Raw genomic sequence first — 20,577 nt, forward strand, 5'->3', positions numbered from 1 at the left:
GCGATCTAGTTGGACGACTCGTCGTGCTCGGCGTCTTCTTCGGTGCCGTGCCCAGCGTCTCCCTCGGTGCCGTGCTCGTCGCTGCCTGATTCGGGATGGGCGCTCCAGGCGTCGAATTGCTCACCGTCCGCGGTGAGGGTGATCTGGGCTGACTCACCCGGTTGCAGGTCGCCTGGGGTGGTAGGTCCGAGTTCGACTCCGTTGGACAGGTGGACTTCGACGCGGACTCGGTTGAGGACAGTGTCGGTTGTGTTGGTGACGGTCCCCACGAAGGCATCTTGGACGGGGTCGTAGCGAAGGACGAGTCGGACACCCCTACGGCTCTCGTCGTGCGTCTCGTCCTTGGCGTAGCGGGTGCCGGATTCCTCGCCGCCTTCAGTGCTCTCCGCAGCGCTCTCTGCAGCCGACGAGCCGGGGCAGGGGGTGACCTCTGGGTGGAGGCTGTACGTGTCGCCGGGCATTGCGTCAAATCCCAAGACCACAGTGCGAGCCTGACCGGGCGCCCAATCGACATCGACGGTTGGGCCGAGTTCGAGGGTCGAACCGCCACGGCCGACATGGATCTCAAGGCGACCGCCGCAGATTGGCTGGCTCGTGCTGTTGGTCATCACGCCCGTGAACGCCTTGGCGGTCGGGTCAAAGACGATATTCACATCGAAGCCGTTGATGTTGGCCACCGAGGGCTGATCGATCGACAAGCCGAGGCCTTCGTTCTCTTCGCCGCCCTCGCTGCCTTCGTGCCCGCCCTCGCTGCCTTCGGACCCGCCTTCGGACCCGCCTTCGCCGCTTTCGAATGAACCGTGTGCGGGCGTGTTGTTGCAGGTGAATGTTTCTGTCTCTACGGACCAGGTCGCAAATGATCCAGAATCCGCCGTCAGAGTGAAGGTGGCCCTCTCGCGAACCTCCAGCGACGGGATCACCAGGCTCTGAGAATTGGCTTTGTCGCCGTCAAGTATCACCTTGATCCTTGAATCGCATAATCCTTCGGAGGCTTCGTTCTTGACCCGACCCAAGAATGACCCGCTCGTGCTGTCATAGGAAAGAGCGAACTCGAGGCCGTTGAGCTTGTCGGCGTAGTAGTCGTCGGCCCGCACCTCCGGGCCCGAGAAGACCCCGCGGCTGATCCCGCTGGTGGTCAGATACGTAGCCGACGCAGGGGCAGAACCGCCCTCAGGGCCGTCTTCGCGGGCAGCGATGGTGTTTGCGTCCTCCGAGCCGCCGTGCTCACCGGAGGATTCGCCGCCGCCGTGTTCGCCTTCGGATTCGTTGTCGCCTCCGCAGGCGGCAAGCAGCAGGCCCAAGCACAGGGCCAGTGCGGCGAAGAGAGAGCATTTGCGATTGGTCATGAGTGAAGAACTCCTTGGTTTCGATCGCGGAAGCGACCTCATCGAGACGCATGGTCGTTCCCGAACACTGAGAGACGGGTAAGAACGACCGCCTGTCTTCTCAGTCTTCTCTCAGCTTCCTCTTGGCAATCCTCGGCCAAGATGGGCATGTGCGCGTGCTGCTGGTTGAGGACGAAGTCAACTTGGCGGAAGTGATTCGCGACGGTCTGGCAGAGCACGGAATGAATGCAGACGTCGAGCATGATGGCGCTGCGGGCCTGTGGCGGGCTCGCGAGGGCAGCTACGACGTGATTGTTCTGGACATCATGCTTCCGGGCCTCAACGGCTATCTGATCTGTCGGACACTGCGGGAAGAAGGCGACTGGACACCGATCCTGATGCTGACCGCGAAAGACGGCGAGTGGGACGAAGCCGAGGCGCTCGACACCGGTGCAGACGATTTCCTGGCGAAGCCGTTCTCGTTCGTCGTGCTGCTGGCCCGTCTGCGTGCTCTCGCTCGCCGGCCGCCGACTCCCCGGCCAGCGGTGCTGGAGGTGGGGGACCTGGTGTTCGATCCGGCGACTGTCTCAGTTCGGCGTCAGGGCCATGAGATCGGCCTGAGCCGGACCGAGCTGGGAGTGCTGGAAGTGTTGATGCGTGCCGGCGGGGCACCCGTATCGAAACGGGAGATCTTCGCGAGGGTCTGGGGATTCGACACTGACGTGGACCCCAAGATCGTCGAGGTGTACATCGGGTACCTGCGTCGCAAACTCGATGAGCCCTTCGGAGTCAGGACAATCACCAACCAGCGCGGCGTCGGATATCGGATAGTCGAGCCGGCGACATGAGGCTCCCGAGACTCGGCTCTGTCCAGGTTCGGGCCACGTTGGCGGCAACGGTGGCGACCGCGCTCGTGCTGGTGACGGCCTCGATAGTGATCGTGCAGCTCGTCGAGCGGAACCTTGCCAACAATGCGCGGGCTGCACTCGGCGATGCTCTGGAGTCGGCTTCGCATGCGGCCAGCGGCGAAGGGTCCAGCGAGAGCGACGACGGTGAGGGTGCTGCAGGCGGTGCAGTCCACGACGACGGCGCACCCATGGCCGAGCAGGATGCCGATGGCTCTGCTGGTGACTCAGAACAAGCCTCCGGCAGCGATCTGCGAAACGAGCAACTTGCTGAGGCATCGATCCGAGAGGTTCAAGACGGTGTCGACGCCGTGGCAGATGCGCTGAAGATCATCGTGCCGGTTGTCGTACTGCTCCTCGGCGCCGCGATCTGGATCACTGTCGGGCGGACGTTGCGGCCCGTGCGCGACATCTCCCGTCGTGTCGCAGCGATCAGCGGGTCGACACTCGATGAACGAGTACCGGAACCCAGCGGCGATGACGAGATTGCAGAGCTGGCTGGATTGATGAACGAGATGCTGGACCGGCTCGAGTCCGCCTCCGAACGCCAGCGGGCGTTCGTGGCAGACGCCAGTCACGAACTCAAGTCACCACTGGCGACCATCATCGCCGTATCGGAGATTGCCCAGATCAGCAGCGATCCCCAGCGACTGGCCGAGTTGGCCCCGAAGATCGAGACCGAGGCCCGCCGAATGCAGGGTCTGGCAGCAGACTTGCTGGACTTGGCTCGGCTCGATGTACAGCGCGATGACCGGGATTTCTCGACGGTCGATCTCTCGGCGGTGTGCAGGGAGGTCGCGAGCCGGCTGGACGATGCCGATATCGACATCACTGTGTCCTCCGACGGCTCCGCTTTGGCACTTGGCACCGGCACGCAGATCGAACGTGCGGTGTTCAACGTCGTGCAGAACGCCGTTTGCCATGCCGCGAGTCGGGTGCAGATCACCACGATGAGCTCTGCGGACGCCGTGCGGGCAACCGTCGAGGATGACGGGGCAGGCATCGCCGCAGCCGACCGGGAGCGGGTGTTTGACCGCTTCGTCCGACTTGACGATTCCCGACAGCGCGCCTCCGGCGGCGCCGGTATCGGTCTGTCGTTGGTCAAGGCAATCGTCGATCGGCATTCCGGAACGGTCGAAATCGGCGAGTCGACTGCTCTGGGCGGTGCTGAGGTGCTCTTGGAGTTGCCTCGTGCCGCACTGGCAACGCTCGATGAACCAGAGCCAGCAAGCCCAACCGAGCCTTGACGACGACTGGGCCTGAGCAATCCCGAAGCGTGCAGCTAACGTGCGCCGTCGTCGCTGTGGCGCGGCATCCACGACGTGACGAGGCACAGGCTCGTCTGACAGGCAGGAGCACCCGATGGATTTCTTGAAGGTCAACGAACCGGTGATCAAAGAGTTCCGTGAGAACGGGGGCAAGTGCAGCGGCTGGCTCAAGGGTGCTCCGATGATCCTGGTCACGATGACGGGCGCGAAGACCGGCCGTGAGCTGTGCTCGCCACTCGTGTACTCAACCGACGGCGACGACATCGTGGTCATCGCCTCCAAGGGTGGTGCTCCCGAGAATCCGCTGTGGTACTACAACCTCGTCGCCAATCCGACGGTCACGGTCGAAGTCGGCACCGAGACGTGGGAAGCCACGGCGCACCTCACCGAGGGCGATGAGCGCAAGCGGCTCTTCGATGCCCAGGCTGCACTGATGCCGCAGTTCGCTGAGTACGAGAAGAGCGCCGGTGAGCACGGCCGCGAGATCCCCGTCTTCCGCCTCGTCCGCAACTGACCCGCGATCGGGAGCTGCCCGATGATTGACCCCATCCGCTCGGTGACCGACGCCGAACTCGAGAATTACGACCGGGACGGCGTTGTGGTGCTGCGCGACATCTGTCCGGCGGGCTGGGTCGACGAGTTCCGGACCGCGCTGGACCAAGTGTTCAACCGGGATACCGAGACGGGGCGCGAAGGGCTGGTGTCGGGCGCGAGCCGGGCCGGGTGCCGGGTGGACGTCGCCGATCGCGTGCGCCAGATGTTGGACGAACACGATTCCTCGACGCTTGCGATCGAGCCCGATCGGCTGCCGGAAGGCCGCAGCATCGTGGAGACCGATGCGTGCAGCTGGCACGACGGGCTGCGCGACCTGCATGTGGCGGGTCCGCTTCCCGAGGTGGCCGCTGCGCTGACCCGCAGCGAGCGAGTGAATCTGTACAGCGACCAGCTGTTCCTCAAGGAGCCTGGTTCGAGCGTGCGCACGCCGTGGCACCAGGACAAGCCGTACTGGCTGCTGCAAGGCACCAAGGTGGCGGTCTGCTGGGTTCCCGTCGACGAGGTCACGATGGAATCCGGCGTCATGGGCTACGTCGCCGGGAGCCACCGCTGGGGCAAGGTGTTCAAGCCGAACGATTTCGTGACCTTGAAGGGCACCATGAATATTCCGGGGCTGAACTTCGACGGTCTCGATGACCTGCCTGCGATCGACGACCATCCCGACGACTTCGACGTTCGCAGGTACGAGGCCGGTCCGGGCGATGTCATCGTGCACCACTGGATGACGCTGCACGGCTCGCTTGGCAACGTCAGTGCGGACCGGCTGCGGCGGGCGGCTTCGGTGCGTTTCGCAGGCGACGACGTCACCTTCTTCAAGCGGCCGTCGTCCCCCGAGCCGTTCCGTAATACCGTGGGGCTCGACGACGGCGACAATCTCGACGGCGCTGAACGCTTCCCAAGGGTCTGGCCTCGCCAATACTGACACGGTGACAAGTGACTACAGTGTCACCATGACCGTGCTGTCGATTCGCTTCCGGCGCCCGGGCGCGTATGACCGACTAAAGCGGCGAGCACACCTGGGCTCAGAATCGATTTCTGCGGTGGGCGAGCGATTGATCGACGAGGGACTCCGCATGGAGGCTCACCCCGGGGTCGTGTTCCGCGACGGGCCAAGCGGTCGCAGAGCCAGTTTGGCTGCCGGACCGGACGTGTGGGAAATCGTGGGACTGTTGCGAGACCTACAAGGCAGTCTCGATGTACGAGCTGCCCATGTGGCCGACCAGATGGGCCTTGCAGAGCCACAGGTCCGAGCCGCGAGTCGCTACTACGCCGAATTCACAGACGAGATCGACGCCGGGATCGCTCAGAACGACGAAGCAGCAGAGCTCGAATTGGCCGTCTGGGAAAACGAGCGCCGACTGCTCTCGGGGTAAGGCTGCTGCTGGACGAGATGCACGCTCCAGCGGTCGCCGCTGAGCTGCGACTGCTCGGACACGATGTCGTCGCCGTCAAGGAGCGCAGCGAACTGGCGGGGTTACCCGATGCCGAGTTGTTCATCGCTGCGACCACAGACGGCCGTGCAATCGTCACCGAGAACGTCAAGGACTTCGCCGCCCTTCACAAGTCGAAAATCGCCGCCGGGCAACGGCACTCGGGCGTGATCTTCACTTCTTCGCGCCGGTTCCCACGTGGGACAGGCGATCACGTGCCGGAGTTGGTTGATGCGCTCGCCACGTTCCTGACCGAACACGCTGTTGCGTTCGAGGAATCCGAATCGTTCGTCTGGTGGCTCGAAAGAGTTGAGCGATGACGTGCGTGCCCACGAGCGAGCTTTCCCTGCCCATGGCGTTGCACCCGCGCATGAACCAAGAGCTGGCGCACGACTCCGACCGCCTCATCCCACGCGGCCGCCTCATCGACATTCCTGACCGCGATGTCTGAGCGCTATCTCGTGATGCCACGCGGCATCAATGTCGGGAACCACAACCGAGTGCCGATGGCACAGCTCAGGTCGGTCTTGGTCGACAGGGGCTATCACGACGTTGCGACCGTCCTGCAGAGCGGGAACGTGATTCTCACGGCTGAATCGGCGGTGCCCGAGGAGGTCGCCGCCGCAGTGCAGCAGTTGCTCTCCGAAGAGTTCGACGTCAACGTCCCCTGCGTCGCTCGAACAGCAGACCAGATTCGTGCAGTGCTCGGCCGCAATCCGCTTCGGGAGGCCGCCACCGACAATTCCCGCTACCTGGTGAACTTCCTCTCGGAGGAGCCCGGCGTGGCAGCGGCAGCCGTGCTCCTGGAGGAAGACCACAGCCCCGAAGCCCTCGCGATTGCGGGCACCGAGGCGTTCGTGTGGACGCCGGAGGGCGTCAAGGCGATGACCCTGTCGTACGCCTACCTTGAGAAGCGTCTCGGCATCGTCGCCACGGCCCGCAACTGGAACACACTGCAGAAAATCGCCACCAAGCTCTGACGCAGCTGCGATCATTCATGCCATGGCGGCACGCCCGAAGTTCTTGAGAGGTTGGTGGCAGCGATGAGCTTGACGAGTGCGCAGCGCGCCGAGGCGCTGGAAGAGTGGGCGGATCGAGTTGACCCAGCAGATCTCGTCGAAGCCGACACCGCATCGCTTCAGCTCATCAGCAAACTCGCGACCCGACGTGACACCATCGACGAGCAGCTCGTCGAGGCTGTGCGGTCAGCACGAGTCGAGGGTCGAAGTTGGTCCATGATCGGGGCCATGTTGGGGGTGTCGAAGCAAGCCGCGCAACGCAAGTACGGACCGAAGACTGCTACGGGAACAAAAAGGACAGTGGTGCCTCGCCGGTAACCCACCCTTGGTCAGCCGGCGCGGAGAAACTCCTCGTACCGCTCTTCCAGAAGTGCGGAACTGGGCCGCAATGCCCTTCTACGCGGAACCTCGATGCTGCGGCCGTGGAGTCCCTGAAGCGCGTGCTTGAGCGTCGGGCCATCTTCTTCGACCAACACGTCGGCTCTCACCTCGATTTCGTAGTTAGGCCGCACGGCCATGAACCGGTTGTCGAACGCGGCGTGATGGATCTTGCACATGGCGATGCCGTTCGTTACGACTGGTTCGCCCCCCTTAGCGTCGCTGCGAATGTGTGCGGCGTCCAGCAACTCACGGTGGCGCAGACGACACAGCGCGCAGCGATTCTCATACGCCGCTAGTACTCGTTCACGGAACACGGGTTGGTGCAACCGTTCGCGCACGACACGGTCGGCGTAGGCCCGACGCAGATCGATCACTTGAGCGTCGCTCGTCTGATCCCACGAGTCACGTTGGTGCTCATCGAAGGCGACCACAAATTGGTGCCGGGTTGGCTCCTCGTGTACGAACCAAACCGGAGCGACCGGCAGGTACAGCCCGGTCTCGATGCCTTGAAACCAGATCAGCGGAAGGTTGGCCTCCATGGCTCGTCGAAGAGCGACGTTTTCGGGGTGTCGTGGATCAGTTCCTCGCCACTTGTAGCGCAGGTAGCCGTCCGAGCCCCTCTCATCGTCATACGGTCGCCGGCCGGGGTCGATCGAGAAGACAGTACGAATGCTCAGCGCTGCGTCAAGTTGCCTCGGTTTGCGAATGCCGCGTTGCGGGTCCATTAGGGCGATTCGCTGGCCATCGATATTGAAGTCAGCGACATCTTCACGACGCACGAGTCCACCTGTGCGTTCTTGGACAACACGAAGAAACGCGAGCGCCGACGAGCGCACCCGCTCGTCAAAGTCAGTGCTGGCGGCCAACGGAGACCTGCGGCGTCACACTCCGGGACAGTAGTTGGGACGGCTGCCTCGAGTCGCGGTGGTCCCACAGCAGGGTCGATCGGGAGGAGCTCTGCATCACGCGTCGAAAGAAGGTAGATGTGGAGTGTGCGTATCTACCCTACGCTCGGCGTCATGAGCCTCAACATCAAGAACAACGAAACGTGTCGACTTGCTGAGGAGCTCGCGCACTTGACCGGTGAATCCAAGACAGGAGCGATCACCCAGGCGCTCAGAGAACGCCTTGAACGGGAATTGCGACGGCGCAGCGTTGATGCTCGTGTCCGTGAGTTGCATGCCATCGGACAGCGCTGCGCGAGCCTGCTCACCGACGGACCACCAGCGGTCGCACATGGGGATGCGCTCTACGACGAATACGGATTGCCCAAGTGATCGTCGATACGTCGGCGGTCCTTGCGATCCTGTTTGTCGAGGAAGATGCTGACCGCCACGAAGTTGCGCTGGCACGGGCCGAGAACTGCCGAATGTCCGTCGCAAATTTCTTGGAAGCTGCCATGGTGGTCGAAGGCCGTGGCGGAACCGCTGCGGGTGACGAACTCGACCGCCTCGTCGACCGCGCGCCGATCCAGCTCGTTGAGGTGACGGCCGAACAGGCGCATGTAGCGCGACTGGCGTGGCGACGCTACGGGAAGGGTCGGCACCCCGCCGGGTTGAATTTCGGCGATTGCTTCGCGTACGCGCTGGCGGAAGTAACCCAAGAATCACTGCTGTACAAGGGCGGCGACTTCGCAGCGACTGACGTTGAATCAGCATGATGCAGCCGGCTCGGCGGGTTGTGTAGAGAGACGCCTTATGGCTGGCGATTGGCAGTCGTTGATTCGGGACGTTCCGGACTTTCCGCGGGCGGGGATTGTCTTCAAGGACATCACGCCGCTGTTGGCGGATCCGGCAGGGCTTCGTTCCTGCGTCGATGAGCTGGTGGCGCCATTCGAGCACCACAGCATCGACCTCGTTGCGGCGCCTGAGGCTCGGGGATTCGTCATCGGCTCAATAGCAGCGGAACGGCTCGGTGCTGGCTTCGTTCCGCTTCGCAAGCCGGGGAAGCTTCCCCGCGAAACGTTGCACGCCGACTACAAGCTCGAGTACGGCTCCGAGCGGCTCGAGATGCACACCGACGCGGTCGCCGACCGGGCAAGGGTGCTGATTGTCGACGACGTGCTGGCCACCGGTGGCACGGCGGCTGCTTCCGCCCGACTGGTCACGCTCGGCGGCGGCGAACTGGTCGGCTTCTCGTTCATTGTCGAACTCGCAATCCTCGACGGGCGTCGCTAGCTCAGAGGGGCGCACATCGCTGCGGCCATCACCGTCGAATAGCGCTCCCGGCAGTTGCAGCCGTCACCGTCCAGCAACGCTCCCGGCAGTTGCAGCCGTCACCGAACAGCAACGCACCCGGCATTCACTGGCACGGATGGCGATGGCGATGGCGTGGCGTTCGCGCGGCGACCGCGCTTACGGTGAGTCCGACCGGCGGATCCACTGAGCGAGGCAAATCATGACCACACCGACAGCGAAGATCATGAGCGCCGAAGCTCAGCACCTGGTGCGCAGACCGAACTTCGCGCACCTTGCGACCGTCCGCGCCAACGGATCGCCCAAGCTCGACCCAGTCTGGATCGACCTCGTCGACGAATCCACGGTGATCATGGCCACGGGCCAGGACTCGCTCAAGACGCGGAACGTCTTGCGCGATCCACGCGTCGCAATCTCGATCGTCGACATCGACAACCCCTATGAGGAGCTGCAGATGCGCGGCACGTGCGTGGTCGAGCCCGATGCCGACATGGCGGTTCTCGACGCGCTGAGCCACAAGTACACGGGCGAGCCGTTCCCGGACCGCGGAGAAACGGGCGTTGCTTTGCGGGTCACGGTCACCCAGTACCTGTACCAAGACTTGGCCTTCGAGCACACCCCGGCATAGGCGGTCTCGACCTCAGACGCAGCACAGCACTCGCCACGACAGCGCCCTACGAGGGACTGTCGCTTCAGGGCTGGTTGGCGGCTCCTGGGGTGGGGGTTTCGACAGTTTCGAATCGGCCGGTGACGTCGGGCACTCGGGCGTAGCTCTGGTCCGCACCGGACTGGCCCTCGTCCCAGTCGACACTGGCAACGAGCGTGCCGTCCGACAGCCAGATGCCCAATTCCTCGTCGCCCCCGAGCGCGAAGCCAGGCCAGCTGTCCTTGTCAAGGCTGAATTCCATGTACGCGCCCGGACGGATCACCGTGCCGGCTGGGAACGGCACTCGTTTTCCGGCGTCCGTCAGGCTGTCGGCCATCTCGAAGCCATCGAGGGCAATCGGGACACGCGATGCGTTGTGCAGCTCGAACCAGTCGAGCGGGTCGCCCTTGGCAGCGACCTCATTGATGACCAATCCGACGTCGAGAGGGGTCGTGGAAGGGTCGGCATCCTGCGCGTCTGCGCCGTTGCCGCCGGACAATGACGGCGCGGACCCGTAGGCGCCGGAGAAGGCGCCGGAGATGGCGGCGCCGGGAGTCGTTTGGCCACTCGACAATTCCAGCGCGCCCTCGGTGAAGGGCGAGAAGCTGTCCGGTGCCGAGCCTCCCGGCGGGATGGACCATATTCCCCCCGCTATGGCGTCCACGCCGATGACCAGCGTTCTGCCTGCCACCAACAGTCGGGGATCTATGACCAGTGACATTCCGTTGACGGAGCCGTCGTCGTCAAGCCCCGCGACGACGATGGAAGCGGCCGCCTCGACCCCCGGAAGCAGAACTCTCTCGTCGGGGTTGGCGTCGCCCGCAAAGACTCCCATGCCTTGGATCGGCTCGGGGGCACCGTTCAGCAGCAGGCTGTGGATGGTTCCCTGCCCGAGCGGGTTGGGACTCAGGTTGCTTCCCCAGGTTGTCTCGAAGGTGATCTCCAAGGTTCCCGACCCGGCACTGGGCCCCGCAGACACCTGGGGTTCGGGCCAGTCCGGTGGCGTGGGGGAGAGGTCAGCGAGGATCTCGGCCTTTCGCTTCAAGATGAACGTCCGCACCCGTTCGGTATCGGCGGCGGCCGCCCTGGCTTCTTCTGGTAGGGCGTGCTGCTGCACGATGGCGGCCATCTCGTCAGCCGCTGCCAGCAATTCGGTTTCATCCCAGACTGCGTCCAGGATCTCGGTGAGCCGGGCAACGTACTTTGCCCGCCAGTCAGGGTGGTTGTACAGGCGGTTCGGAATGGCGGTGAGCGCCAGCACGGACGGCGGAGGGTCGGAGATGTTGTCGAAAGGATTGGGGTCGTCCTGGAGGTGGAACGTGCCGTCGGTGCCCCATGGCATGAACACGAACCGGCCCTCGGGCTCCCGGTAGAACCAGTAGTTGTTCCGGTCGCCGGCGTAGCCGTCCCAGTGACCCACCAGCACTTCTGTCGCCCAGAACGAGAGAAACCGGTCGAGGTCCACGATCTCGCCCAACGCATTCAGGCCGGCATCGGACGAATCCCTCAAGGCCCCAACCACCGCGTCGATGTCGGACCAATCGTCGGCGTCTTCGTTGGTCTTCTTCTCGATGGTGCCGCGGAACTCCGGCGTGAAGTCGCTGACAGTGCCTTCGTACAGGTTGCCATCCGCATTCCCGAAGTGGCTCGACAGGAACGGGGCCTTGAACTCCTCCACATGCACGTACAGCCCAAGATCGGTGCCATTCACTGACATGTTGGCGAAGTTGCAGCGCGGTGCAGGATTGCCAGCCGCAGCGAACACCCGGTAGGACAGGCAGGTATTGACCATCGAGGGGTCCTGGACGCTGTTGTTCAAGGTCATCCGGTTCATGCCCCCTGAAAGGGACTGGCCGTCGGTGTACTTGTCGAAGCGGAGCTTGAGGGATGGCTTGGTAGAGCTCTGAGAGCCGACGAAACCCTTCTTGCGCACGCCCACATCGGCGTGTGTCTGGCCATCGACGGTCACCGTGGCACCGAACCAGGTGTAGATGTCGGCAAAGGGCCGCGAGAGGCCGTACTCCTCGATCTCGGCGAACACGTCCGCGAGAGTGCGGGTCTGGTGGCGCAAGGCGTCCCAGTCCTCGACGGCGATCTCGATGCTGACGTCGAGCACGCGGTCGAGGGCGAAATAGGCGTCGCGCTGAGGGGCTTCTTCGTCGTCTGTGAGTGCTGCGGGCGCCGCGGTGGTGGAGGGGACCGTGGTTGGGACGAGAGCCGTGGCCGGGGGTACAGCGTTGTCGGCTGTGCTCGTGCAGCCGGCCGCAATGATCGTCGTTGCCAATAGCGCAGCGGCCAAGCGGCGCTGGCGGCGAGTGCGTGCTCGCATTCGTCCAGCCTCTCAAAGTCAGCGAGATGTGAGCGGACCATATCGAGGAGGTCTCATCGAGTAGCGCAGTCAGCCCGCTTCGCCTCTGATAGGAGCCGTTTAGGGTTGCCGCGATGTCAGGGACGCTCCCGGATCGGCAGCACTACGGCGCCATCATAGTCGGTGGCGGACCGGTTGGCAGCGTCGCGAGTCTGCATCTGGCTCGGGCCGGCATGGCGGTGGCGCTGATCGAGGAGTTCGAGCACCCCTACCCCTACCCCAGGGCCGTCATGTTCGACGCCTATTCGTGCGCCATCCTCGCCGAGATACTGGGCGACGACTTCGGCCGCATCTCGCTGAAGCGGACTCCACGAGCGGGCTACTACCTCGACAAGGACAACCTCGACGAACCGTTCGCGCACACAGCCCTTGAGGTTGGCGATACCCGCAATTGGTTTGTGCAACCCCAGGTCGAGGACATCCTCCGGGACGTAGTCGGCCAGACCGACAACATCGACACGTTCTACGGCTGGAGCGCCCGCAAGCTCTACACCGAAGGCGAATCGCAGCTCACCATCGAAGAGCTGTCCAGCAGAACGATGCATGACCTGAGCTCGACGTACCTGCTCGGGTGCGACGGCGCCAACAGCTTCGTGCGCAAGCAGGCCGGCGGCAGCCTGACACAGCTCGGCGACAACGTGTCATTCCTGGTCATCGATGCCATCTCGGCGCCAGAGCATCGAGTGGGTGACGACGGCTGCGCCTACCAGATTGTCGACCAACAACGCCCGACGACATATCTGCCCATGGGCGTGGAGAACCACGTCCGTTGGGAGTTCCGGATCAACCCCGGTGACGACATCTTGGAGATCCAGTCACCCGAGCGGATCCGAGAGTTCATCGCCCCGTTCTCGGACCCCGACCACACCGAGCTGCTTCGCCACACCGTCTACAAGTTCAATTCGCTCATCGCGAACCGCTGGCGATTCGGCAACGTCTTCCTCTGTGGCGACGCAGCGCACCAGACCTCGCCGTTCCTGGGCCAAGGCCTCAACATGGGCATCCGCAACACCCGCAACCTGTGCCAGAAGATCGAGCTGGTGGCCGCCGCCGCCGCCCCCAGCTCGCTGCTGGATCGCTACCAAGCCGAGTGCTACGAGGACACGAAGGGCACGATCAAAGAAGCGCTCAAGATGGGCAAGCTGCTGTTCAACACCTCGCCGCCGGCCAACGCCCTGCGAGCGACGATCAGCCGACTGCGACGCGGCAAACCGATCGACATCACCGCTCAGATCGCTCCCACCGCACGCTCGCTCGAATTGGCCGACGACGTGCCGCCACGCCTGCGCAAGCTGCTCCCGAGGGTGCGTGTCGAGCCTGACGACGGACCGTCGACGTTCCTGACACTGCTGCACCCCGAACGAGCCAAGATCATCGCTGACGGGCCTCTCGCGGCAACCGCCTTCGGCAGTCTCGACTCGCTGCCCGAATCAGTCCGGCCCGCCCTCTATGCCGCCGTCGATGCCCCCCATGCGCAGACCATGGGACAAGCGCTCGTCCTCCCCGATATACGCCAGCGCATAGCGCTCTTCGGCGACACGACCTATGTGGCCATGCTGGAGAACAGCGTCTTGCTCGGCCGATTCGCCGCCGGCGACGAGCGTGCGGTGCGCGATGCCTACCGAGCGGCCTTCCAGCTGACTGTGGCCTGAACAGAAGCGCTGAAGCGTAAGAAGGAGAGCTTCGTGGACATAGTGCTGACTGGGACGGGCTCACCTCTGCCCGACGCCAACCGTGCGGGGCCGTCGACGCTCATCAAAGCCGGCGACACCCACATCCTCATCGACGCCGGCCGTGGCACGGTCATGCGCATGGCCGGCGGCGGCTCGTTGCCGGTGTTCCTGAGCGCCGTGCTGATCACCCACCTGCACAGCGACCACGTTTGCGCGCTCAACGACGTGATCACCACCCACTGGATCATGGGCCAGGGCAATGCGACGCTGAACGTGTGCGGCCCGCCGGGCATCAAGCAATTCGTCGAACGGCAGATGGGAGCGCTCGAAGCCGACATCGGATATCGCATCGAGCATCACGAGGTGCTCGTCAACGCCCCGAAGGTCGAAGTGATCGAGCTGACGCCAGGCGATACGTTCGACGTCAACGATGTTCGGATTAGCACCGCGGCCACCGAACATGCGCCCGTGCGGCCCACGCTCGGCTACCGCCTCACCCATGAAGGCGCGACTGCTGCCGTGGTCGGCGACACCGTGCCTTGCGATGGCGTGGACGAACTGGCAGCAGGCGTCGATGCCTACGTCCAGACGGTCATCCGGAGCGACCTCGTCAAGCTGAGCCCCAACGAGATGTTCCAGGACATCCTCGACTACCACTCCGACGTGCAGCAGGCAGCCCAGACCGCCGCCCGGGCGGGCGCCAAGCGGCTCGTGCTGACGCACATGGTCCCAGCGCCCACCCCCGAGCAATATCCCGAGTGGATCGAGTTGGCCGCGGCGAACTTCGACGGCGAGATCGTCATCGGCGACGATCTCACGACCGTCACCCTCTGAGCCACCCAACTCCGACCCATACGCTCGCCGACCTGCCAGTGACAGGAGCCCCATGACAGCGACCGCCGACTCTATCCCTGTCGCTTACACGCCGACTGGCGGCTGGACGCAGTGGCCGCCGCCGGTCCTGGCGGGTTGCACCGAGCCACTGTGCGAAGGCGCACCGGACATGCGGGGCTTCTGGCGGATCATCGAGGTGATCGCAGACGGCGCCATCCAGCCCGACCATCCCGCACTCGGTCGCGTGCAGCGCATTGAACAAGCCGGCAACCGGGTGGTCGTGACCGGCGCCGGCATCGTCCACGACATGCGCTGCGACGGGACGCTGCGCAACGGTGTCCATGACGTAGCCGAGTTCGACAAGTCGGTCGAGATCCACGTGATCGCCAGCTTCGAGGACGACGTCCACGTGTTGCGGCCGTATGGTCTCGACATCGGCACCGGTCCGATCGAGATACGCCGCTGGCGCGACGGCGCGCACCTCATGTGGGACTACCTGGGATTCACCGCTCGCCTGCAACGGATCGCCCCGCCCGACGCGGACCCCGAAGTCGTATTCGCCGAAATCGCATCACAGGAGCAGTGACAACGAAGATCCTTCGCACGCCCGACGAGAGCTTCGCCGATCTGGCGGGCTACGAGTTCGAGCCGCATTACGCCGAGACTCCCGACGGCGAGGGCGGAACGCTGCGCGTCCACTACCTCGACGAAGGACCGCCCGATGCCGAACGGCGGCTGCAGGGCCGCCGGGATCGGCAGGCAGCGAAGGCTGCCGCGCCGCCCGGTCTGGACCGTCGCCCGCGGCTGCGCTGACGTGAGCACCCGCCGCATCGTCGGCTTGCTCGCCGCGCTGTCGCTGATCGCCGGATGCGGCAGCGCCAACGATCCCGACATCGAGGCCCTAGTTGACGCACGCGTTGCCGAACTGCTCGACGACGAACCTGCGCCGACCGACAGCGAGGCACTGGCCCGCGGATGCGCCACCATGCTGGAGGCCATCGTGGACGATTCCGAGCTCGCGGCGTACTGGGCGCGCGGGGTGGACGACGCCATCACCGGCGGCCGATGGGGCGACGCGGGCGGCAGCTACCGGCTGTCCGTCGATACGCACGTCCGGGTCGAGGGGCTCATCCGCGTCTACGAGACGAGCGCCTGCGCGCCGCTGCTCGCCCAGGTCGATCCCAGCAATGCCGCGGAGTTGGCACGGGGGTGGGTCGACGCGGCGGAGTTCTTCGCCGGGCTGCGCTCGCTGTGCGAGGTGCACGACCGGCTCGAGCGGACCGTCGTCGAGTGCTGACAGCCGCCGCCCACGGGTGCGCTGAGACGGTGCTAGGGGAACCGGACTAGGGGAACTCCGAAAGTGGCAGCGTTTCCGCAAGTCACGGGATGGTCTGTGTAGTTTCAGTGACAGCGACCCAGTAACCGCAGGTGCAGACAAGCCGTTCCGTCGCATGGTCCCCGGTGCCCAGAGCCAAGCGCACGTCACCATCGAAGGCGCCTCGCATTTCCTGCAGGAAGACAAGGGTCCCGAGCTGGCCCAGGTGCTCGTCGACTTCATGAGCACCGACTGAGCGCTAGTTCGACCGCTCCACCGCGGCAACAGGACAACTACGGTCGCCGCATGATCGCGGGCTATTGCTGGCCGCAGAGCGGCGTGGCGGGGGACACCATCGACCTGATGGTCAGTGCCGACGGCGGCTCATGCCGGGTCGAAGTGCTACGGATCGGTGCCGATGAGCGGCTCGTAGGCACATGGGAAGTGGCAACCGCAGAACAGCCGGTGCCCGACAACTGCGCCACGGAGGGCTGTGGCTGGACCCCATCGCTGTCGTTCCAAGTCGATCCTGTGTGGCAGCCGGGCTTCCACCTCGTGCGCCTGCATGGCAGTGACGGCGAGGTCGCGGAAGCGTTCTTCGTCGTGCGGGCAGCCGAGCCGGGCGAAACCCTGCTCGTGCTGTCAACCTCGACCTGGGCGGCTTACAACGACTGGGGCGGGCCGAGCTTCTACACCGGCGGCCACGTGTCCTCCCAGCAGCGCCCGCTGCCACGCGGCTTCCTGGACAAGCCTGACCCGCACCGTTACCGCGTCGCCCGCTTTGCCGAGCTGCCCCGCACTGAGGTCGACGACTACTTCGACAACTACTCCTTCTGGTCCACCGCCGCGGGGTGGGCGAACTGGGAACGGCTCTTCGTCAGCTGGGCTGAGCGCAACGGTGTCGAACTCGACTACGCGACCAGCGGTGATCTGCACTCCCAACCCGACCTGCTCGACGGCCGCCGCCTCTATTTGAGCGTCGGCCACGACGAGTACTGGTCGGCCGAGATGCGCGACCACGTCGAGAACTGGATCGAGACCGGCGGAGCAGTTGCCTTCTTCTCGGGCAACACCTCGTTCTGGCAGGTCCGCTTCGGCGACGATGATCGGGTGATCGGCTACAAGCTCGACTTCCGACTCGATCCGGTGATGGGAACCGACGCCGAGCACGCGGTGTCCACCATGTGGAGCGACCCGCTCACTGGCCGGCCTGAATCCGAGATGACCGGGGTCAGCTTCACCCGGGGCGGCTATGCCCATTGCCGCAGCGCCCCGAAAGGCACCGGCGGCTACACGATCTGGCGACCCGGTCACTGGGCGTTCGACGGGCTGCGGCTCATTGCGGGCGACGTCGTGGGGGCCGAACCGGTGGTGGTCGGCTACGAGTGCGACGGCTGCGAGATGGCCCTGGTCGACGGGCTGCCGGTCAGCACCGGAACCGGAGGCACCCCGGCGAATTTCGAGGTGCTGGGCACCGCGCCTGCCCACCTGTGGGAGACCTCCGAGGCACCGCCAGGGCTGCCCGACAGCTACGTCGGAGAACTCAACTGGGTGACTGAGCGTCTCGGCGGCGGCGACACGCCTGAGAACCGGGAACGCTTCGCATATGGGGCAGCTGTGATGGGCTGGTTCCGGCGGGGCCTCGGCGAGGTCTTCACAACGGGCTGCACCGACTGGGCCTATGGCCTCGAGCACGATGACGTGGCTACCGTGACTCGCAACGTCATAGGCCGGTACGTCGATCTGGCTGGTGGCAAACCGAGGAGTCCCTGATGACCGAGACAGCAGAGACGGTCAAGACCGCCGACACCGCCGAGGCACAGCCGCGGAGCAACTACACCGAGGGCAACTTCGCCAGGGTGACCACAGAGCTCACCGCGTTTGATCTCGAAGTGATCGGGGAGATCCCTGCAGCCTTTGAGGGCCGATACCTGCGCAACGGCCCGAACCCGGTGGTGCCGACCGATCCGGCAACGAGCCACTGGTTCACCGGCACGGGCATGGTGCATGGCGTGCGGTTGCGAGACGGCCGCGCCGAGTGGTATCGCAACCGCTGGGTCCGCGGTCACGAAGTCACCGAGACGTTCGGCGAGCCTCCAGTCCCCGGACCCAGCCGTGGCCTCGACTTCTCGCCGAACACCAGCGTCGGCGGCTATGCCGGAACCACCTGGGCGCTGGTCGAGGCCGGTGCGCTGCCGGCCGAACTTGGCTACGAGCTCGACACGGTGTGCCGCAACGACTTCTTGGGGACGCTGCAAACCGGCTTCACCGCTCATCCCAAGGTGGATCCCGCCACCGGCGAGATGCACGCCATCTGCTATGCGTGGCAGGACTTGCTGGACCACATCGAGTACGTCGTGGTCGGCACGGACGGCCAGGTGCGCAAGACGGTGGACATCCCGTTGGGTGGCATGTCGATGATCCACGACATGTCCCTCACCGAGAACTACGCGGTGGTGTACGACCTGCCGGTCACGGTCGACCTCGACATCGCGCTCAGCGGCAAGTCGTCGTTCCCCTTCCGGTGGGACCCCGACTACGGCGCCCGCGTTGGGCTGCTTCCGCGAGACGGCACAGCCGACGAGATCATCTGGTGCGACGTCGGGCTCTGCTACGTGTTCCACCCGCTCAACGCCTACGAGGACGACGACGGGCGCGTGGTGCTCGACCTGTGCCGCTACGACAAGATGTTCGACCGGGATCTGCTGGGTCCCGCAGGCGATTCGAAGCCGACGCTGGACCGCTGGATCGTCGATCCGGTGAGCCGCCGGGTGTCGGAGCAACGGGTCGACGACCGGTTCCACGAATTCCCCCAGGTACGGGGTGATCGAACCGCCCGCAAGCACCGCTTCGGCTACACGGTCGGCGTCGCCGACGGTCTCATTCCCGGCGCCAACTACAAGGTCGACTATGACACCGGCATCGCGGTGTTTCACAATCACGGCCCCGGCCGGGGGAGCGGCGAGGCGGTCTTCGTTCCCGATCCCGACGGGACCGCCGAGGACGACGGCTGGCTGATCTCATTCATCTACGACGAGACCACCAACGGCAGCGAGCTGGTCATCCTCGACGCCCGGGATCTAAGCCGTGCTCCCGTGGCCCGGGTCCCCCTGCCCCAGCGTGTGCCTTACGGCTTCCACGGCAACTGGGTGCCCGACGAGACCGTCGCTCCGCCTGAGGCGACCTGAGCACCCGGCGGCGACATAGCTGATGTCAGACCACGCGGAACTTGTCAGCCGGGCTCGCGAGCTGGCGCCCGCAATCGCGGGGCGCGCAGCCGATGCGGAGGCGATGCGCCGCCCCCCCGACGAGACGATTCGTGAACTCATCGACGCTGAGCTCATCTCGATTCTGGTGCCACGGCGCTGGGGTGGACTGCAGGGCTCGCTACACACCCATCGTGAGGTCGTGGAGATCATCAGCGCAGCGTGCATGTCCACCGGCTGGATACTGGCCTTCTACAGCGGCCACAACTGGATGGCGCTGAAGTTCTCCGAAGAGGCCCAAGCAGAGTTCTTCGATGGCAAGAACTACGCCCTCATCCCAGTCACCACGGCTCCCACGATCCGTATCGAGCCGACCGATGGCGGGGTGATCGCCTCGGGACGCTCACCGTGGGGCACAGGAATCGTGCACGCGGACTGGGTGTGCACCGGCGGTCGGGGCACCGACGGCGACATCTACATCGTGGCGATGCGTGCGACCGAGACAACTCTCGTCGACTCCTGGCACATGGCCGCAATGTCGGGCACGGGCAGCAACGACTTCGAGATAGATGACGTCTTCATTCCTGATCACCGGGTGCTGCGGCTGTTGGATTTCGTCAATGGCGACACGCCCGGCGCACGATTGCACGACGATCCCATGTACCTGTTGCCGCTCATGCCGTTCATCTACTGCGAGGCCCTGCCGGTGTTCTCGGGCGGGCTGCGGGGAGCGGCCACTGCCTTCGAGCACATCGTCAAGAACCGGGTGCGGACGCACACGCGCGCCGTGGTGGCGGACGACAAGCTCGCGCACGCCCAGCTCGGCGAGGCTGCCGCAGCCGCACTGGTCGCGGAACGGCTGGTGGCCGATCAGGTGCGCGAGACCATCGAACTGGCCGAGTCGGGCCACACCTTCAGCCTCGAAGATCGCATTCGATTCAAGGCGCAGGCGGGATTTGTCGTGGATCACTGCCGCCGGGCGGTGAACGACATCATCCACCATTCAGGCACGTCAAATTTCGCCGACGACTCGCCTGTGCAGCGGTTCTTTCGAGACATCAACATGCTGGCAACGCACGCCTTCTTCGAACCGGACATGTGCCGCGAGCAGATGGGCCGGTCACTGCTCGGCTTGAAACCGACGACGCCGCTGATCTGATTTCCGGCGACCGCTGCTGGCGGCAGCCACCGGCTCAGAAGACGCCGCCGTAGGTCGAGGCGATGTAGTCCGCTGTCGCTTTGACGTCGGCGGCCGTGCGGCCGTTGATGACGACGTTCACGCCTTCTCGGGCCACGCTGTGAGCGCATGCTCGACCCAGTCCGCGGCTGGACGCCATCAAGATTGCTGAGCGACCGGCAAGTCCGAGATCCATGGCGAACACGCTCCCAGCGGCCGCATCTCGGGCCTCATGGTTCGCCGCGCCGCTGGGTTACGGTACTGGCGCCCAACAGGAGGC

General features: G+C 64.8%; 25 protein-coding genes. 21 read left to right on the top strand and 4 right to left on the bottom strand.

Annotated features, from left to right (window positions below; all coding sequences use genetic code 11):
- Window positions 1–5 precede the first annotated feature (5 nt).
- Complete coding sequence (locus ACOOHB_RS03825) at window positions 6–1,346, bottom strand: hypothetical protein (protein ID WP_420443487.1); 1,341 nt, start codon at window positions 1,344–1,346, stop codon at window positions 6–8.
- Between the two features lie 149 nt (window positions 1,347–1,495).
- Between ACOOHB_RS03825 and ACOOHB_RS03830 the strand changes: the two genes are divergently transcribed.
- From ACOOHB_RS03830 to ACOOHB_RS03870, 9 genes are all read left to right on the top strand, one after another.
- Window positions 1,496–2,173: a response regulator transcription factor gene (locus tag ACOOHB_RS03830; protein ID WP_420443488.1), complete on the top strand. Its 678-nt coding sequence runs from the start codon at window positions 1,496–1,498 to the stop codon at window positions 2,171–2,173.
- A complete protein-coding gene (locus tag ACOOHB_RS03835) occupies window positions 2,170–3,477 on the top strand; it encodes a sensor histidine kinase (protein WP_420443489.1) in 1,308 nt (435 codons plus the stop codon). Before ACOOHB_RS03830 ends, ACOOHB_RS03835 begins: the two co-directional genes overlap by 4 nt.
- Window positions 3,478–3,592: 115 nt before the next feature.
- Window positions 3,593–4,012, top strand: coding sequence for a nitroreductase family deazaflavin-dependent oxidoreductase (locus ACOOHB_RS03840; protein ID WP_420443490.1), 420 nt, complete (start codon window positions 3,593–3,595; stop codon window positions 4,010–4,012).
- Between the two features lie 21 nt (window positions 4,013–4,033).
- Window positions 4,034–4,975 (top strand): phytanoyl-CoA dioxygenase family protein, encoded by a 942-nt coding sequence (locus ACOOHB_RS03845; protein WP_420443491.1) that lies wholly within the window; start codon window positions 4,034–4,036, stop codon window positions 4,973–4,975.
- Window positions 4,976–4,979: 4 nt separating this feature from the next.
- Window positions 4,980–5,426: a hypothetical protein gene (locus ACOOHB_RS03850; protein ID WP_420443492.1), complete on the top strand. Its 447-nt coding sequence runs from the start codon at window positions 4,980–4,982 to the stop codon at window positions 5,424–5,426.
- A 5-nt stretch (window positions 5,427–5,431) separates the two neighbouring features.
- Entirely contained in the window at window positions 5,432–5,803 is a 372-nt protein-coding gene (locus ACOOHB_RS03855) for a DUF5615 family PIN-like protein (RefSeq protein WP_420444653.1), read from the top strand.
- On the top strand, window positions 5,800–5,934 hold the full coding sequence (locus ACOOHB_RS03860; RefSeq protein ID WP_420443493.1) for a hypothetical protein: 135 nt from the start codon (window positions 5,800–5,802) through the stop codon (window positions 5,932–5,934). The genes ACOOHB_RS03855 and ACOOHB_RS03860 overlap by 4 nt, the downstream gene beginning before the upstream one ends.
- Window positions 5,927–6,463, top strand: a complete 537-nt coding sequence (locus tag ACOOHB_RS03865) for a DUF1697 domain-containing protein (protein WP_420443494.1) — start codon at window positions 5,927–5,929, stop codon at window positions 6,461–6,463. The genes ACOOHB_RS03860 and ACOOHB_RS03865 overlap by 8 nt, the downstream gene beginning before the upstream one ends.
- A gap of 63 nt (window positions 6,464–6,526) precedes the next feature.
- Complete coding sequence (locus ACOOHB_RS03870; protein WP_420443495.1) at window positions 6,527–6,820, top strand: hypothetical protein; 294 nt, start codon at window positions 6,527–6,529, stop codon at window positions 6,818–6,820.
- 11 nt (window positions 6,821–6,831) lie between these two features.
- Here the strand turns inward: ACOOHB_RS03870 and ACOOHB_RS03875 are convergent, their stop codons facing one another.
- Window positions 6,832–7,662, bottom strand: coding sequence for an HNH endonuclease (locus ACOOHB_RS03875; RefSeq protein WP_420443496.1), 831 nt, complete (start codon window positions 7,660–7,662; stop codon window positions 6,832–6,834).
- Window positions 7,663–7,902: 240 nt separating this feature from the next.
- Between ACOOHB_RS03875 and ACOOHB_RS03880 the strand changes: the two genes are divergently transcribed.
- From ACOOHB_RS03880 to ACOOHB_RS03895, 4 genes are all read left to right on the top strand, one after another.
- Complete coding sequence (locus tag ACOOHB_RS03880; protein ID WP_420443497.1) at window positions 7,903–8,160, top strand: type II toxin-antitoxin system VapB family antitoxin; 258 nt, start codon at window positions 7,903–7,905, stop codon at window positions 8,158–8,160.
- Window positions 8,157–8,543 carry a type II toxin-antitoxin system VapC family toxin gene (locus ACOOHB_RS03885; RefSeq protein WP_420443498.1) on the top strand — a complete coding sequence of 129 codons (387 nt, stop codon included), beginning with the start codon at window positions 8,157–8,159 and terminating at the stop codon, window positions 8,541–8,543. The genes ACOOHB_RS03880 and ACOOHB_RS03885 overlap by 4 nt, the downstream gene beginning before the upstream one ends.
- 37 nt (window positions 8,544–8,580) lie before the next feature.
- Entirely contained in the window at window positions 8,581–9,060 is a 480-nt protein-coding gene (locus ACOOHB_RS03890) for an adenine phosphoribosyltransferase (RefSeq protein WP_420443499.1), read from the top strand.
- Window positions 9,061–9,280: 220 nt separating this feature from the next.
- Window positions 9,281–9,706 (top strand): PPOX class F420-dependent oxidoreductase, encoded by a 426-nt coding sequence (locus ACOOHB_RS03895; protein WP_420443500.1) that lies wholly within the window; start codon window positions 9,281–9,283, stop codon window positions 9,704–9,706.
- 64 nt (window positions 9,707–9,770) lie between these two features.
- On the opposite strand, the gene ACOOHB_RS03900 is transcribed toward ACOOHB_RS03895, so the two are convergent.
- The gene (locus tag ACOOHB_RS03900; protein ID WP_420443501.1) at window positions 9,771–12,053 is read right to left on the bottom strand and encodes a CotH kinase family protein; all 2,283 of its coding nucleotides are present in this window, start codon (window positions 12,051–12,053) and stop codon (window positions 9,771–9,773) included.
- Between the two features lie 113 nt (window positions 12,054–12,166).
- On the opposite strand from ACOOHB_RS03900, the gene ACOOHB_RS03905 reads away from it, so the two are divergent.
- The 8 genes from ACOOHB_RS03905 to ACOOHB_RS03940 all read left to right on the top strand — a co-directional run bounded on the left by ACOOHB_RS03905 (window position 12,167) and on the right by ACOOHB_RS03940 (window position 20,279).
- A complete protein-coding gene (locus tag ACOOHB_RS03905) occupies window positions 12,167–13,744 on the top strand; it encodes an FAD-dependent monooxygenase (protein WP_420443502.1) in 1,578 nt (525 codons plus the stop codon).
- Window positions 13,745–13,777: 33 nt separating this feature from the next.
- Window positions 13,778–14,599, top strand: a complete 822-nt coding sequence (locus tag ACOOHB_RS03910; protein ID WP_420443503.1) for an MBL fold metallo-hydrolase — start codon at window positions 13,778–13,780, stop codon at window positions 14,597–14,599.
- Window positions 14,600–14,651: 52 nt separating this feature from the next.
- Window positions 14,652–15,185, top strand: a complete 534-nt coding sequence (locus tag ACOOHB_RS03915; protein WP_420443504.1) for a hypothetical protein — start codon at window positions 14,652–14,654, stop codon at window positions 15,183–15,185.
- Complete coding sequence (locus ACOOHB_RS03920) at window positions 15,182–15,412, top strand: hypothetical protein (protein ID WP_420443505.1); 231 nt, start codon at window positions 15,182–15,184, stop codon at window positions 15,410–15,412. The genes ACOOHB_RS03915 and ACOOHB_RS03920 overlap by 4 nt, the downstream gene beginning before the upstream one ends.
- Window position 15,413: 1 nt before the next feature.
- Window positions 15,414–15,896 (top strand): hypothetical protein, encoded by a 483-nt coding sequence (locus ACOOHB_RS03925; RefSeq protein ID WP_420443506.1) that lies wholly within the window; start codon window positions 15,414–15,416, stop codon window positions 15,894–15,896.
- Between the two features lie 324 nt (window positions 15,897–16,220).
- On the top strand, window positions 16,221–17,687 hold the full coding sequence (locus ACOOHB_RS03930; RefSeq protein WP_420443507.1) for a N,N-dimethylformamidase beta subunit family domain-containing protein: 1,467 nt from the start codon (window positions 16,221–16,223) through the stop codon (window positions 17,685–17,687).
- Window positions 17,687–19,102, top strand: a complete 1,416-nt coding sequence (locus ACOOHB_RS03935; RefSeq protein WP_420443508.1) for a carotenoid oxygenase family protein — start codon at window positions 17,687–17,689, stop codon at window positions 19,100–19,102. Before ACOOHB_RS03930 ends, ACOOHB_RS03935 begins: the two co-directional genes overlap by 1 nt.
- Before the next feature lie 22 nt (window positions 19,103–19,124).
- Window positions 19,125–20,279 carry an acyl-CoA dehydrogenase family protein gene (locus ACOOHB_RS03940; RefSeq protein WP_420443509.1) on the top strand — a complete coding sequence of 385 codons (1,155 nt, stop codon included), beginning with the start codon at window positions 19,125–19,127 and terminating at the stop codon, window positions 20,277–20,279.
- A 34-nt stretch (window positions 20,280–20,313) separates the two neighbouring features.
- Here the strand turns inward: ACOOHB_RS03940 and ACOOHB_RS03945 are convergent, their stop codons facing one another.
- Complete coding sequence (locus tag ACOOHB_RS03945) at window positions 20,314–20,493, bottom strand: hypothetical protein (protein ID WP_420443510.1); 180 nt, start codon at window positions 20,491–20,493, stop codon at window positions 20,314–20,316.
- Window positions 20,494–20,577: the final 84 nt, after the last annotated feature.

Origin of the sequence: Candidatus Poriferisodalis sp. (assembly GCF_965215815.1) — a bacterium.
Taxonomy (GTDB): domain Bacteria; phylum Actinomycetota; class Acidimicrobiia; order Acidimicrobiales; family Poriferisodalaceae; genus Poriferisodalis.